Origin of the sequence: Anaplasma ovis str. Haibei (assembly GCF_002214625.1) — a bacterium.
GTDB lineage: Bacteria > Pseudomonadota > Alphaproteobacteria > Rickettsiales > Anaplasmataceae > Anaplasma > Anaplasma ovis.
In genome coordinates this window covers 977,776-992,189 of sequence record NZ_CP015994.1, presented here as the reverse complement: position 1 = coordinate 992,189, position 14,414 = coordinate 977,776, and the positions used below count along the sequence as shown (strand labels likewise).

The window sequence follows — 14,414 nt, the reverse complement described above, 5'->3', positions numbered from 1 at the left end:
CTGTTACTGGCCCAGGGTCATAATTTTGCCAGACATTCCGTTGTACACATGCAAATTCGCAAGTACCCTCTGTATGTATGTGCGAGTTTCTGGGAATGGTATGGACTCTATCCACTCTGCAAGTTCTCCTGGTGATTCCAACTTCCTCGGATCTCCTAGGTTTTTTAGCCATAGGTTCACATTTCCCGGCCCCGCGTTATAAGCCGCCAAGGCCAATACCAGAGAATTGTTATATGTCTTAAGCAGCTTTGTTAGATAGTGACGCCCCAGCATTATGTTATACTCTGGGTCCAAGAGGTTACTCTCTTGGTATTCTACCTGTAAATCCCGCGCCAATTCCATTGCGGTTGACGGCAGTAATTGCATTAGCCCAATCGCGTTGGACCGACTTTTGGCTTTTTTGTCAAATTTGCTCTCCTGCCTAATCATCGATAGCATTATTTCTTTGTGGTCATCGTGCACTGCCAAATATTGTTGCGGGTAAAGACTCGCTGGCAGTAAAAGCTTGGATCCTATATATTCTGCACCTTTAAGCGCAGAGTGAGTATTGCCACTTGAAAGGGCAAGCTCAGTTATCATGCCAGCAATCTCCGGGCTATTAGTGGTTTTTATTGCATGTTGCACGAACAGATCTGCAATATCATCGCGCTGTGCTCTGGACAACATATACCCTATTTTGGCAAACAGGTTTTTCCTGCAACGCAGGTAGTGTAGGTTACTGTACCTGATGGTTTTTGTATCAAGCAGAACTTTGTTCACGCCCAGCTGCAGGAGAGAAAGCTGGCCATAGAAGGTTGTCTTATGCAGTGCTGCAAGCCTAAACCACCCGAGAGATTCATCAGCATTACCCAGCTTTTCGGCAGAGCGCGCGGCCCAGTAGGCGGCCTTACTTTTGTGTTCTTGCGTTCTCGCTGTGTTGTAAAAGTCTGTAAAATGTGTGCTGGCTGCTTCATGGTCTTCAAGACATTTAAGCGCGATCCACCCCAACAGCCAGTGTACTTCGGGCAATGTACTGGCATCCACAAGTCTGGTGCAGTCTCTAGCTAGTGCGTACGCGGTGCCGTAAAACCTGGAGAGTTTGTAGTACATGATCTCACCAATGTACAACCTATAGAGGTACCAAAGCTCCCTGTGGTATTTTTGGTCTTTGGGCATCGAAGACATTAAAAGCAATATTTCTTCACTGATCTGCCTGTTCTTGATGTACCAAGATATGTAGTCATACATTAGCCCAAAGTCGGAGCTCATAGACGCAAAAACGGGTGACACAGCTATGCTGTCTAGGTCTTTTTTATTGCGTCTAAAGCTTATTCTTGCTGTGGTAGTCAGGCCCTCTTCCCCAAGGTTGTTAGCGATGTACTCCGCCGCACGTATTCTTTTTGTCCACAGTAGCCGGTTTGCCACTGATATGAGCGCATCTCTTGGTAGGGTGCTGTAGTTCAGGAAGACCGCACTTTTCCTAAGACGTCCGCATTCGGGCTTGACCTCAGATATAGACGTCATAACGGCAGTTTTTGTGCGTTCAACAGGGCTTGGCCACTCCGGGTGGTTTGCCTTGAAGTCGTTTACCTCCTCTTGAGAGACGCAGTCGTGGCGTAACCGCAGCCACTGTGCAAGCACTACGTACTCCTTACCCAGCCTTTTCGCGATACGTTGCGTTGCTTTGTAGTCCCCTTTGTTGGTGTGCTCAAGCATTTTGGAAAGGCCGCGCATTTCTGGCTCTCTTATCGTCCACGGAACCACTATGTCTGAGCCAGAGCTGTTGGCTATTGACGGCAACATAAGGAAGACGCATGCCATGCGCAACAGTAGATGACGCAAAGAACCGGTGATCATAGAATTTTCGGCGATGACGTAACTAGGGGGAACAGACGAAGGTGTTGTGTCCCAACTAAGCGCTTCGCGCCAGCGACCTCTGTCTGTCGCAGGCCCTACTTTCACCTGAGACACCCTCGAGTTGATGGTACGCGTGTGTGGTAAATTTTTAAATACCGCACACCGCAAATTAGGCTACCCTTGGGGTAAGCACACCTATGAGGTGCCATGTTTTGTTTCCCTTCCACGATACACACACACTAAAACCAGCATAACGAAAAGGAACCCGCCCATAATTGCCATGGCGCCGCCCACTGAAAAACAGTAACGAGCAGCGGCTGATGCGGCATCTGGCAGATGGGTCACTTTACGTAAGGCCCCGTATCCTCCCAGCAACTCTAATCCGGTTATGTGGAGCATCTGCCCCGCGCTGTACACGAGCAGTTGTATGTTTTGCCAGGTCTGACTGACTGCCCTATAACCAAACTGTGGCATCATGAGATATACAAATCCCATGAAAGCTGCTGTCATTCCGACAACGCACCCGTGGTAATGAGCAGGTATTGTGACTGTGCCATGCATGCTGAGAATGCCAAGGATGCTGCCGTAAGTGAACATTACTGTGGAATAAAGCAAATGTCTGTTGTCGCGCTGCAACAAGGTTCTGAGATTGCTGCTCGCAAACACTATCAAGAAGGCAGGCACAACAGCCTCTGCTATCCGCATATGCCATGTGAAAAATTCGGCTAGTAGCGCGAAATCTAGCGGGTAAACAATATGTGCTGCAGACGCAATAATGACGGACAGGGCATTTATCGCGAACACTGTGCTGATCAGGTAGGGATGTGTGAAGCGTCCATGCCTGATCTTCAACAGTATAACCACCAAAAACGCTTGTCCGAATACACCTTGCAAGAGGTGCCCCGCTCCCCAAAAGACCCTTTCGTAAAACACCAGACTTTCCAGGTTTTTGTCGGTCACAGAATATGCGGTTATGAAGCAAAACACTGCCGCGGTCATCATGGCAGACATTCCGTGTATTCCCACTAACATGGGAAAGTCAGTGTGCTGGTGTCTGCGCCTCGTTACTGAGGGTAGAGTATTTAGCAGTACCCCGCAGCAGAATAGACCCAGCCCTATGAAAAAAAACCAGTGATCTATGACCGGTACATAGTTGCTTTTTACCGGAACCGCATCTCCCAAGAGCGCTGATAACACCATGAATGCAGTGCCTACTGCTGCCACCATCCAGCAGTGTCCAAGATATCTTGGCTTATGGTGTACGGTCATACTGATCAGCGCGGAGGACATCGAACACAGCCACACTATCACCGAAAGGTCCACGTGTAGCACTAGTGACAGGCCAAACACCCGGTCAGCGTCTACAATTACTGACTTGAGAAATGGCATTCTTAGGAAGACTACCAGTATTGACAGGATGCCGGAGATTCCCAGTGCGTGGACTCCGACCAAAACCCATCCACGACAAGTCTTTGCGTTGCTGTCATCAACGAAAGCCATATAAAGCCATGTTAAGACGGGGACATAGTATATGTAATTACTATCGCGAGCAAATAAAAAGGTTATCCCATAATGCGGTATAACCGCGCGCAAGGGCTTCTAACAGCTACGTCACGCATTGAAAATGTAGCAAGGGCACAACATTGCCTGCGGCGGTACCAACGCTATGTACGGCTGCCAATATGTTGCGTCATCGGCTACAGAGGCCGGTAGTGGCTGCGTGAATAATGTCTGTGAGTTATCAACATGCGGGGTAGCTGGGTGGATATCTGGCATGGATAAACCAAACAGCGTGTTGGAATTGTTCCCAAATGGAATCTTGAAAACATACTCACATTTGGGTTAATAACCTCACGTTGTTGTGTTACCCTCCACAGCCTGGCCGGAATGGGCATTATGCTCATTGTGGAATTTTCAAGGTAGGTGCCATTTGTTAGGTGTGGTAATTTTCAGCCATAGAATGGTCAGGTATTGCACTAATTCGTGGCAATTTGGCGTATTTTAGACTTGCAGTAAACCCGGAAAGCCTCCATTATAGAACTGTTTATGGGTTTAAACAGGCGTGTCAGCGCGGTGAGCGTTTTTATGCTAGTTTCTTTAGGCGTAGTGGATGTTGCGCTTTCCACAGGTCCGGTGCGCGGCTGTTAGGTCTCTTGGTATTCGATGTCCCGATGGGCGCGCTGTGAATTGAGGGGGGGAGTGGCTTGAGGAAGGTTTTGCCCAATATGCTGACCATTTTTAGGGTCCTTGCCATACCCGCCGTGGTCTCCAGCTTTTACGTAGGTTGCGGGTGTGCCCGGTACGTGACCTTGACCATATTTCTACTTGCCTGTGCAACCGATTTTCTTGATGGATACCTGGCTCGCATGTGGAGGGCGCAATCTAAGTTTGGTCGGCTGTTTGACCCGGTTGCTGATAAGCTTATAGTCCTTTCTGCCTTCATAATGCTGGTATACGTAGGGCAGATAACAGGTTTGAACGTTGTATGCGTTGTTGTTATCGTCTGCAGGGAAGTTCTAGTGTCTGGAATGCGTGAGTTCTTTGTTGCCGCGGGCACTAGTTTACCAGTAAGTGGCATGGGTAAGCTAAAAACCGTGATGCAAATGACCGCAACTGGAGTGCTCGTAGTCGGTGATGGGGGAGTTGTAACACGCATTGGGGAACTTCTTCTGTGGATTGCAGCCGCATTGTCGGTATATTCCATGTATCTGTATACTCGTACTGCGGTTGAGAAAACCGGAATCTGACCTTCTTCCTGCTAGTGACAAAAACTCCTGAGGCCCGTGAAATACATCGCAATGCCACTATCGTTAGCAGCTTCTATTACTTCTTTGTCCCGCAAAGAGCCACCAGGCTGCACTATGGCGGATATGCCTGCAGTTGCGGCGTGATGTATGCTATCTGCAAATGGGAAAAATGCGTCAGATGCCATAACGGCGCCAGTACAGTCTTGCGCCTTTTTGATGGCAAGTTCTACGCTGTCAACCCTACTCATTTGTCCTGCTCCCACTCCTATGGCGCGCCCGTCGCGCGCCATTACAATTGCATTGGACTTTACATGTTTGCATACTCGCCATGCGAATAGCAGATCCTGCAGTACCATGGGGGACGCTGTTTTAGTTGTGACCTTGAGCAGGTCGTCGATACCTATCGCGCTGCAGTTACGTTCCTGCATCAGCAAGCCGCTACCAAGCGTGCTTTTGAAAACCAACCTGCTTGCGGTGTAGGGCGTGCATCTCACTACACGTAAGTTCTTTTTTGCGTACAATACTTTCAGTGCGTCTTCAGCAAAACCCGGGGCAACCACCGCCTCCACAAATACATCGGCGACTTTGTGCGCTATCTCCTCTGTAACCTGCCTATTGCACGCTATTATTCCCCCGAAACTGCTTTTTGGGTCACAAGTAATTGCCTTCTCATAGGCGTCATCTATGTCCGCGCTAGAGACTGCCACCCCGCAGGGGTTCCCATGCTTTATTACGGAAACTGCTGGAACATCAAACTCGGCCACTATCGCGACGGCAGACTCTATATCGACGATGTTATTAAAGCTCAGCTCTTTGCCGTGCATCTGCTCGATGGGCAACGCCATAGGCGAGCTATCGTGGTACATACTGTACACGGCAGCTTTCTGATGCGGGTTCTCACCAATGCGCAAATCCTGAATTTTCCTGCCGCGTATTATTATCTCTTGTGGCATGTCTGGCGCTTCTGCGCCGTTTAACCACGCATGAATGCATGAGTCATAAGAAGATATGGTGGCGAAAGTTTTGGCGGCCAAGCGCCTTCTATACCCTAGTGTTGTTGCGCCCTGGTTATTGGACATTTCCTGCATCAGCCCCTCATATTCGTGCACATCAGGTATAACCGTAACGTGCTGAAAATTCTTAGCTCCAGCCCTTAAAAGCGACACCCCGCCTATGTCTATCTGTTCCACCACCTCGCCATCCGCGGCCTTAGTGGTCGCGAAGCTCTGGAAGGGGTATAGATTAACGATGACAAGATCAATCGCGTCTATAGAGAACCTGTCTAATTCGGAATTATGACTGTCTCCATTACGCAAAATGCCGGCGAATATTTTGGGGTGCAGAGTCTTAACTCGGCCGTCCATCATCTCTGGGTATCCGGTATATTCCGAAACTTCAACTGCAGCAACACCAGCCTGCTGCAGCAGGCCACATGTGTTTTTTGTCGCTATTATGCGAAACCCTCTTGCCGCTATAAACTGGGCTAGTTTCTCAATATTTGTCTTGTCGTACACCGATATCAGAGCTGTCCCGCCCGTTGATGAAGCAGTCATTGTTCTTGCGTTACCTTAACCCATCATTGCCAAAATTTGTGCCTCAGATGCCAGCTCGTCCCCAACGTACGCGTGGCACTGAAATTTACAGGTGGTGCCGCGCATGTGTATCACTGCCGATTTTATCGTTAGGGTGTCGCCCGGGACAACCATCCTGCGAAACTTTGCCCCATCTATCGACATAAAATACACTGACCGATTCCCATCTGCCTCATCCTCTTTGCGGTTGGTTACGACGCACAGCATCGAAGATTGGGCCATAGACTCTATAATCAACACGCCAGGCATGACCGGATTGTTGCGAAAGTGTCCTACAAAAAACGGCTCATTGAAGGTTACGTTCTTTAGTGCAACTATGGACTTGCCGGGAATGCACTCCAGAACTCTGTCTACCAGCAAGAACGGATACGAGTGGGGCAGCATCCGCATAATCTGCTTGTGGTCAAGCGCTATGGTCATCTAGCTAGCTTCCCCCCATGCTTACCCTTGACAGGTCCTTATTAAGGGCCTCCAGCACCCGCTCAGAAATATCAGCCGAGTCTTCCACGTAGGCAACCTGGCCTCTGGGTATGAAGAACACAATTGTGGCACCAAGCTCGCCAGCCAAGCGCTTGGAGATCTGCTGGACTTTATTATAAACCTGTTCCATGGCGCCGCTGTACATACCTTCGAGCTCAGACATTTTAGCCGCCGCATCCCTGTTTAAAGAGTCGACCTCCTTTCTAAATTCCGCAACTTTTACCTCAAACGCTTCGGAACTCAATATGCTTTTCTGCTTTATTAGCTCATCCTCGCCCTTACGTAACTCCTCGCCTCTACGGGAAAACGTACTCTGCAGCTCAGTGCGCCTTCTATCCAACTGCGCCCTAATGTCCTTAGCGACCAATGCCTCGCCCAGCACCTTTTCCGAATCTATAAACAATACAGGTCTGCTAACCGACGCATCCTCTGCGCCTGCACCCGACGAGCAAAGGAGTACAAAGAAAAATAGTGTGAGAAATCTGCGCATTCTAAATACCTGCATCCGTGGAAATCCTAATTCTGTCTTTAATGTCAAACTTTTCCTTCACTATGGGAAACCCGAAGTCTATCCTTACTGGCCCAAATGGAGACTTCCAAGAGAACCCAAACCCTATGGACAACCTTGGCAGGTCACTAGTATCATACCCGCCGACTCCTGAGTCTAACCGAGATAAGCTTGCCACATCAGCAAACACTGAGCCCCTAATACCTAAATGTTCCGGCAGGCCTATGGGAAAGTCAAGCTGGGTGGTGAGCCCGTAGAACAACTTGCCACCCAAAGATTCCTTGGTATTGCGGTCTCTGGGGCCGATCCCCGAAGCGGCGAAGCCTCTGATTTCGCTGTTTCCCACAAAGAACCTCTGTCCTATTTTTACGGTTTCACCTGAATATGCAAACACATACCCAAAGGACGGCCTAACCTTCAACACTATGTCGTTATGTATTCTGCGGAACACCGGGAAGAAGTGAGCGCTTGAGGCTTCTGTCTTGACGTAGTGTAAGTTTCCCCCTATCCCAGAAAACAATTGGCTCACCTTAGCAAACACCCCGGTGCTGGGCTTGTAAGTGCTGTCCAGACTGCTGTAGACTAGTGAATAACCCACCGCAGAATCAAAATGCCGCCCTTCTTGCTCTTTTATGTAAATGGAGGCTGATTCCCCTATGTTATGTATGCTATGGTACTTGTAGTAATATTGCAGAGACGCGGCGACACTATCAGTGAGGTTGCATGACAGCCGTGTGGAAAGCCCCGCGTTGGTGCTGCTAAATGAGCCTTCGGAGGAAGAAAGCAGCCCACCGAGAGTACCGCCAGAGGAAGATGGGCTGCCCTGCTGTGAGTAAAACACCCCCACACCAAACGCAACGTCGCTGTCGAGCACATTGGGGGTTACCAGATCAAGCGTTCCCGACAAGCTGGTCATGGACCTAGATAGATCGAATGCGACCATCTTCCCAGCGCCAAACGCATTGCGCTCTCTCACACTAATCTTTCCAACGAGGCCGCTTTCTGAGGAAAAGCCAGCACCTATGTCAAACGAACCGGTACCACGCTCTTTCACCCTGAAATTCAAATCTACCAAGCTGTCAGAGATCTTCTGAGTTTCTACATCTACAGTTTCGAAAAAGTCCATATCTGCCAGTCTTTTGCGTGACTGCCTAACAGCGCCCGTGCTGTATACGTCCCCTTCGTGTATGCCGAGCTTGCGCCGTATGACGTTGTCTAACGTCCTATTGTTGCCGAGTATGTTTATTCTATGTATGTAGACACTATGCCCCAGGGATATGCTGTACTTCACATTTACCACGTCACCCTGTACGTCGTAGTCGCTCTTAACGGAGGCGAACAAGTTACCGCGCTCATTAAGGTGAGCAGTTATACGCGCCACTGATCCATTTACCATAGTCGCGTCAAACACCCCGCCCTTTTTTGATAGCACAAGTTCAAGCAGGTCTTTTTCTATGCCCTCGTAACTGTACGCTATGTCACTCACGGTCACTGTGCTTTCGCCGAATTGGTATTTCTTTCCCTCCTCTACAGAGAATACCACGGCCGCGCGTGCTAGATCCTGACTTACCTCTGACACCACGGACTTGACTCTAAAGTCAAGAAACCCCCTGCTGGTGTAAAACTCACGTAGAATGGACTGGTCCGCCACTAATCGCTCTGCGAAGAACTTTGTGCTACCGCCGAATAAGCCAAAACCCTCCTTCAGCTTGTGCTCCTTTGAGTATATTATTGCCCTCAACTCGCTGGACGAAAACGCCTTGTTGCCCACAAACCTGATTTCACCGATACGGGTGGCCTTTCCTTCAACAATGTTAAGCACTATGTCCACCGCGTTATGCGGAGCCCGCCTAACTGCATAAGACACCTTTGCGCCCAGCATTCCCCTACTCTGGTAAAGCGCGTGTAGGGTTGACAGATCTCGCTTGAGCTTTGCCTCCGTGAAAATACTCATCTTTTTCATCTTGAGTACGTCATTCTCAAGATTTTTGTCAGAGAACACCCTGTTGCCTACGATTTTGATACTCCTTACTACAGGGTTCTCCTTTACTCTGATTACCAGTTCATTCCCCTCTACGCGAACGCTGACTCTGGAAAAGAGAGAAGTTGCATATAGGTTTTTTATCGCTTCGTCTATTTCAGGTTGCGTAACATCCCCTGTTAAGGGTACTTTGGCGTAAAACTGCACGGTACCAGAATCAAGCCTCTCGTTGCCCACTACCTTGACTCTTGTCACGCCAGCAGCTGCGCTAGTGGGAACAATAGGCCCCGCTACGGACAAACACGTGATCACACACAAAACAAAAACAGGGACGTATCTCATAAAACTCACTTCAAAATGCTCTTGACGTCATTGAAGGTGACGAAAACCATCATAGATACCAGGAGCACGAAGCCTATAGCCATCATGACATTCTGATACTTGGGATTTATGGTTCTCCTGCGGAAAACTCCCTGCAGGACATACTGCAGCATATACCCCCCATCGAGCATAGGTATGGGGAGGAGATTGACAACCCCCAAGTTTGCGGAGATCAACCCTACAAACCACAATCCCTCTTTGTTTCTGATTGACTCACCAGAGTGTTTAGCAATCCTAACCGGCCCGCCAAGCTCGTCTATGCCACGAGCGCCTGTCACAAGCTGCACGACTGCCACCAGGGTTATTTTTACTATTCTGAAGATGCACCTGAAGGACTCAACCGCGGCCCGTACTACGGGCAGACGCCTAGCCCTAGTGGTCTCCGGGGATATGTTAGCAGCTATGCCCAACCTACGTGCATCGTCAGACCACACATCCGAAGAGAGTTTGATAGAATGCTGCACGCCATCGCGGAGGAACACCACTGTAAACTCTTGATTTGGGCTCCCGGCGATATAATGTCGTATCTCCTCAAACCACGAAACCTCATGCCCGTCAACCTCAACTATCCTGTCACCCACCATGAGCCCGACCTTCTCTGCTGTGCTTCCAGGAAGTACGGCACCAACTATTGGCATCGGGCTCATCACCCCCCTAGTGGCGAACAACACGAAGAATACTAATACGGCAAACAGCAAATTTGCTAGCGGCCCGGCACCGGCAACGGCGAACCGCTGCCACAACGGCTTTTCGTTGAATGCGAAAGACTTCTCACCCTCAGAGAGATTATCCTCCTGCGTGTCGCCGAGCATCTTTACGTACCCTCCAACGGGTACCAGGCTGAACTTCCATCTAGTGCCCGACCCATCCGTGATTCCAAACAGCTCGGGCCCGAATCCAAGGGAGAACGTCTTTACCTTAACCCCACACAACTTTGCCACCGAGTAGTGCCCATACTCGTGCACGAACACAACTACGGAAAGTACAAGAAGAAAGGAGGCAATGTAGAAAGAACCCTCCTGAAAAGCGCCAAACACCCGCGCTAAGGAAACCATAAGGATACTCGACAAGCTCGAAACAGGAGCATGTTATATCATATTTATATCCTTGACAACAGTATTGTGCGGTATAAAGTTCCTGCGTGGTGGCTGCAGTGAGCGCGGTGTTTGTGGAATGGATGACTTTGGTCTCGAAGGGCGAAAACGCAGGTTGCTTTACAGAAGTACACATAGGGGCTGCAAGGAGACTGACATACTTTTGGGCGCCTTTGCTGAGAGGTATCTCGCCCTACTGGACGAGGAGGAGCTTGTGCGGTACGAGAAGATAGTAGAGCTTGATGATGAGTTGCTATATTCCTATGTAGTGGGTAGGCGGCCGGTGCCTGATTCTATAGACAAGGCGCTTGTGTCTCGCATATCGGCATGCGCGTCCGGCAAGTGACTAGGCGGTGGTGTACACCAGGGTGGTATTCAGAGGTAGCTTATGGAACGTACATTTCTCAACGTATTAATGCTTGCGCTTGTTGGGGGCTTGATGCTCAACCTAATGCCTTGCGTGTTTCCCATATTGTCGCTGAAAGTGTTATCCATAGTACGGAAAAGCTCAAAAAGTAGGTGGGATACCGTAGTGGATGGGGTGTACTACACGGCCGGGGTTATGAGTAGCATGCTGCTCTTATCTTTGGCGCTGCTTTTGCTGCGCTCTGCAGGCCACTTTCTTGGTTGGGGGTTTCAGATGCAATCCCCAGCTTTGGTTATTGGCCTACTACACGTAACTTTTCTTGTGGGCATGTCATTTTCTGGCTTTTTTGACTTATCCATCAAAGTGCCGTTCATCAGTGCGATGGCTGCGCACAATGTTGGAAGTTTTTTTGCCGGGGTTCTTTCCGCACTGATCGGCACTCCATGCTCGGCCCCGTTCATGGTGTCAGCAGTGAGCTTTGCCCTACTGCAACCAGGGCCGCGTTCTGTTGCAATATTTCAGGTCATGGGGCTGGGTATGGCGCTTCCATATCTGGTTATATCATGCTCCCCGGGTCTGACTCGCCTACTTCCGAAACCCGGACAGTGGATGGAGTACCTTAAGCAGTTTCTTGCATTCCCGATGTATGCAACTTCCGCGTGGCTATTGCACGTTCTAGTGAGCCAGAAGGGCATACATGTCCTACTACCGACGGCGTTATCAATCGTTGTGGTGTCATCAGGGATATGGTTTCTGCGAGTTATGTCCAGTGTAAAAATGCAGGCATCCAAGGCTTTGGTTGTGCTCTTACCGCTCTTTATCGTTGGCTCCGCTGTGTATATTGATCGCTTTCGTGGGCACGATCACGAGTATGGGAAGCTGGCGCAGGTAGAGTTTTCCGAGGCAAGGTTAGCAAGGCTGTTGAGAAAAGGCAAAACAGTGTTTTTAGCTGTGGGAGCCGAGTGGTGTCTTACCTGTAAGGTTAATGAAAAAGTGCTTGAATCCGCACCGGTGCAGAGTTTTCTGCGCGCGCATGGTGTCACATACATGAAGGCGGACTGGACCAATATGGATAGCACTATTGCCGAATATTTGAATGAGCGCGGTGGTGGTGGCATTCCGTTTTACGAGCTATACGTCAAGGGGGAATCCGTGGGGCCCATGCCACAAATTTTTAGCGAGAAAGCGATTCTTGAGATTTTGAGCAAGCACCTAAACGCGAGCCCAAATTCCAAAGTTAGCGCAGAATAGCGTGCTTTAGTGATCTGAAAAACGCGCGCACTGGGCCCAGAGCTTCAACCTCTGCAGCGGCGTAGACTGGAAACACTTTATCTGCCATGCCAGGTATCTGCACTGAAAGCACTCCTATCTCCTGGCCTTTTTTCACCGGAGCAGCCACTATACTTTTATGGGAGATAAACGCCTTCACGCCCTTGGATAAGTCTTTTGGGTAGCTTATGACTACATCATCGAGGACGTGCATTTTAATTGCTTTGCTCCTGCCATTCCACACCTTTACCTCACCTATTATGCTTCCGGCGGGGAAGATAACTTTGGTTTCGAAGCGATTGAAAGCATACAGCAGCAACCGTTTGGTCTCATATGCCCTTTCAGTCTCGGTTTTCAACCCGTTGACAACGACAAAAACGCGACGGTTATCCTTCTGTGCTGATGCAGCTATTCCATAACCCGCCTTTTCGGTATGACCGGTCTTTATCCCATCCACCCCCACGTTGTAATTGAGCAAGGTATTGTAGTTTTTTTGAGTTACGCCATTGTACGTGAATTGCTTTTCGCCGAACACGTGGTAATACTCGGGAAAGTCCTCGAATATCCTGACCGACAGCGTTAGTATGTCTCTAACTGACATCACGTGCCCTTCGTCCGGCCATCCGGTTACGTTTGTGAAGCTGCTATTGGTCAGATTCATCTCCTTCGCCAAACCATTCATGTCTTCCACAAATTGTTCTTGCGAGCCGCTAACCCCTTCTGCAAGTGCAATGCATGCGTCATTACCAGATGATACCGCAACTCCCCTGATGAGGTCACTCACCGCGACCATTTGCCCAACTTTTAAAAATGCAGAAGAGCCACCACGCTTCCACGCACTTTCACTAACGGAGAATGTGTCTTCCATCTTGATCACGCCGGCGTGAAGGTGCTGAAACACGAGATACAACGTCATCAGCTTGCTCATGGAAGAAGGTGATGTTGCAGTGTCAGCATCATGCTCAAAGAGCACTGTTCTGGAGCCCAGCTCATACACAATTGCGTGCGGCGCCTTTGTATGCATCTTGAGTGCGTGCAAAGGGCAGGTGGGAACCAACGCTAAGCAGAAGAGCGCGAGCACGGAAAAGCTAAGCAGAAGACGCCTGGTCACAGCAGGATACTAGACTAAAACACGGGCAGTTATACTTGTGTGCGGCCTCTATATCAATAACAAAATTCACCACATTGTTGTAGACAGCACCAGATGGCCGGGCTACAACTTGGGGCGGCGCAGTGCATCGGTGGGTTTTAAGATAATGAAAATTGTTAGGGATGTAGAGTCCATGAAGGGGGTGCTGCGCCCCTTTGCGGGGCGCAGGGTAGGGCTTGTGCCAACGATGGGTGCATTGCATTCCGGGCACCTCTCACTAGTGCACGAGATGAAGAAACACGCTGATGTGGTTGTTTTGAGTATATTCGTGAACCCCCTACAATTTTCTCCGGGTGAGGACTATGAAAAATACCCGAGGTGCGAGGAGGAAGACTGCAAAAAGTGTGCCGATGCCGGTGTTGATGTTGTATACATCCCAAGTGTTGAGGGTATGTATCCTGATGGTTTTTCCACCGGTGTAGATGTGGGTCCTATGGCGCGTGAGCTGTGTGGGGCATCCAGGCACAATTTTATCAATGGAATCATGGTTGTACTGATAAAGCTGGTTATGCAGACGAATGCGCACTGTATGATTCTCGGAGAAAAGGACTACCAAATGTTGTGCCTTACCCGGAAGCTATTCCGTGATCTTAACATAGGTGTAGACGTATTACAGGGGGACACCGTGAGGAGCCCGGAGGGGCTGGCGCTATCTTCCAGGCACAAATACTTGAACGGCGCGGAAATCGCCAAGGCAGGCTTTTTGTATAAATTTCTACTTGAGGTTGGGAAAAATCTGTCTGACGCTCCGGATGATCAACAGGAGATAATCACGCGCGGCAAGCTGCGTCTCGAACAAGAGGGATTTAAGGTTGACTATCTTGAGGTGCGCGATAACAACACGCTTGAGCGCATACAAACTTTCAGCAGGCCTGCGAGGGTTTTTTTGGCTGTAAATTTGGGATGTTGTCGACTGATAGACAATATTCTCCTGGCCTAGTCTCAAGATTTGCGAACTAATGCAGCTGTATCCCTTGAAGTGGGTGACCGCGACCAGACTCTGTGTTAC

The 14,414-nt window shown here is 49.5% G+C and carries 12 protein-coding genes; 4 read left to right on the top strand and 8 right to left on the bottom strand.

Annotated elements, in window-relative coordinates:
- Nucleotides 1-3: 3 nt before the first annotated feature.
- On the bottom strand, nucleotides 4-1,941 hold the full coding sequence (locus tag AOV_RS04160; RefSeq protein ID WP_233497128.1) for a lytic transglycosylase domain-containing protein: 1,938 nt from the start codon (nucleotides 1,939-1,941) through the stop codon (nucleotides 4-6).
- A 90-nt stretch (nucleotides 1,942-2,031) separates the two neighbouring features.
- On the bottom strand, nucleotides 2,032-3,336 hold the full coding sequence (locus AOV_RS04155; RefSeq protein ID WP_075139389.1) for a cbb3-type cytochrome c oxidase subunit I: 1,305 nt from the start codon (nucleotides 3,334-3,336) through the stop codon (nucleotides 2,032-2,034).
- A 704-nt stretch (nucleotides 3,337-4,040) separates the two neighbouring features.
- Between AOV_RS04155 and pgsA the strand changes: the two genes are divergently transcribed.
- On the top strand, nucleotides 4,041-4,583 hold the full coding sequence (gene pgsA / locus AOV_RS04150; protein ID WP_075139390.1) for a CDP-diacylglycerol--glycerol-3-phosphate 3-phosphatidyltransferase: 543 nt from the start codon (nucleotides 4,041-4,043) through the stop codon (nucleotides 4,581-4,583).
- An 11-nt stretch (nucleotides 4,584-4,594) separates the two neighbouring features.
- On the opposite strand, the gene purH is transcribed toward pgsA, so the two are convergent.
- Genes purH through AOV_RS04125 form a run of 5 tightly spaced genes read right to left on the bottom strand, consistent with a single transcriptional unit; the run spans nucleotide 4,595 to nucleotide 10,580 of the window.
- Nucleotides 4,595-6,136 carry a bifunctional phosphoribosylaminoimidazolecarboxamide formyltransferase/IMP cyclohydrolase gene (gene purH, locus AOV_RS04145; RefSeq protein ID WP_075139391.1) on the bottom strand — a complete coding sequence of 514 codons (1,542 nt, stop codon included), beginning with the start codon at nucleotides 6,134-6,136 and terminating at the stop codon, nucleotides 4,595-4,597.
- Between the two features lie 15 nt (nucleotides 6,137-6,151).
- Nucleotides 6,152-6,595, bottom strand: a complete 444-nt coding sequence (gene fabZ, locus AOV_RS04140) for a 3-hydroxyacyl-ACP dehydratase FabZ (RefSeq protein WP_075139392.1) — start codon at nucleotides 6,593-6,595, stop codon at nucleotides 6,152-6,154.
- Nucleotides 6,596-6,599: 4 nt separating this feature from the next.
- Nucleotides 6,600-7,160 carry an OmpH family outer membrane protein gene (locus AOV_RS04135; RefSeq protein ID WP_075139393.1) on the bottom strand — a complete coding sequence of 187 codons (561 nt, stop codon included), beginning with the start codon at nucleotides 7,158-7,160 and terminating at the stop codon, nucleotides 6,600-6,602.
- Nucleotides 7,147-9,486: an outer membrane protein assembly factor BamA gene (gene bamA / locus AOV_RS04130; protein WP_075139565.1), complete on the bottom strand. Its 2,340-nt coding sequence runs from the start codon at nucleotides 9,484-9,486 to the stop codon at nucleotides 7,147-7,149. Before bamA ends, AOV_RS04135 begins: the two co-directional genes overlap by 14 nt.
- Before the next feature lie 5 nt (nucleotides 9,487-9,491).
- The gene (locus AOV_RS04125; protein WP_075139394.1) at nucleotides 9,492-10,580 is read right to left on the bottom strand and encodes a M50 family metallopeptidase; all 1,089 of its coding nucleotides are present in this window, start codon (nucleotides 10,578-10,580) and stop codon (nucleotides 9,492-9,494) included.
- Between the two features lie 118 nt (nucleotides 10,581-10,698).
- Between AOV_RS04125 and AOV_RS04120 the strand changes: the two genes are divergently transcribed.
- Together AOV_RS04120 and AOV_RS04115 are read left to right on the top strand one after the other, a co-directional pair.
- Complete coding sequence (locus tag AOV_RS04120; RefSeq protein WP_075139566.1) at nucleotides 10,699-10,965, top strand: FAD assembly factor SdhE; 267 nt, start codon at nucleotides 10,699-10,701, stop codon at nucleotides 10,963-10,965.
- 42 nt (nucleotides 10,966-11,007) lie between these two features.
- A complete protein-coding gene (locus AOV_RS04115; protein ID WP_075139395.1) occupies nucleotides 11,008-12,237 on the top strand; it encodes a protein-disulfide reductase DsbD family protein in 1,230 nt (409 codons plus the stop codon).
- On the opposite strand, the gene AOV_RS04110 is transcribed toward AOV_RS04115, so the two are convergent.
- The gene (locus AOV_RS04110; RefSeq protein ID WP_117374477.1) at nucleotides 12,224-13,366 is read right to left on the bottom strand and encodes a D-alanyl-D-alanine carboxypeptidase family protein; all 1,143 of its coding nucleotides are present in this window, start codon (nucleotides 13,364-13,366) and stop codon (nucleotides 12,224-12,226) included. The two genes, AOV_RS04115 and AOV_RS04110, sit on opposite strands and share 14 nt — an antisense overlap.
- A gap of 130 nt (nucleotides 13,367-13,496) precedes the next feature.
- Between AOV_RS04110 and panC the strand changes: the two genes are divergently transcribed.
- Entirely contained in the window at nucleotides 13,497-14,345 is an 849-nt protein-coding gene (gene panC, locus AOV_RS04105; protein WP_233497127.1) for a pantoate--beta-alanine ligase, read from the top strand.
- Nucleotides 14,346-14,414 lie beyond the last annotated feature (69 nt).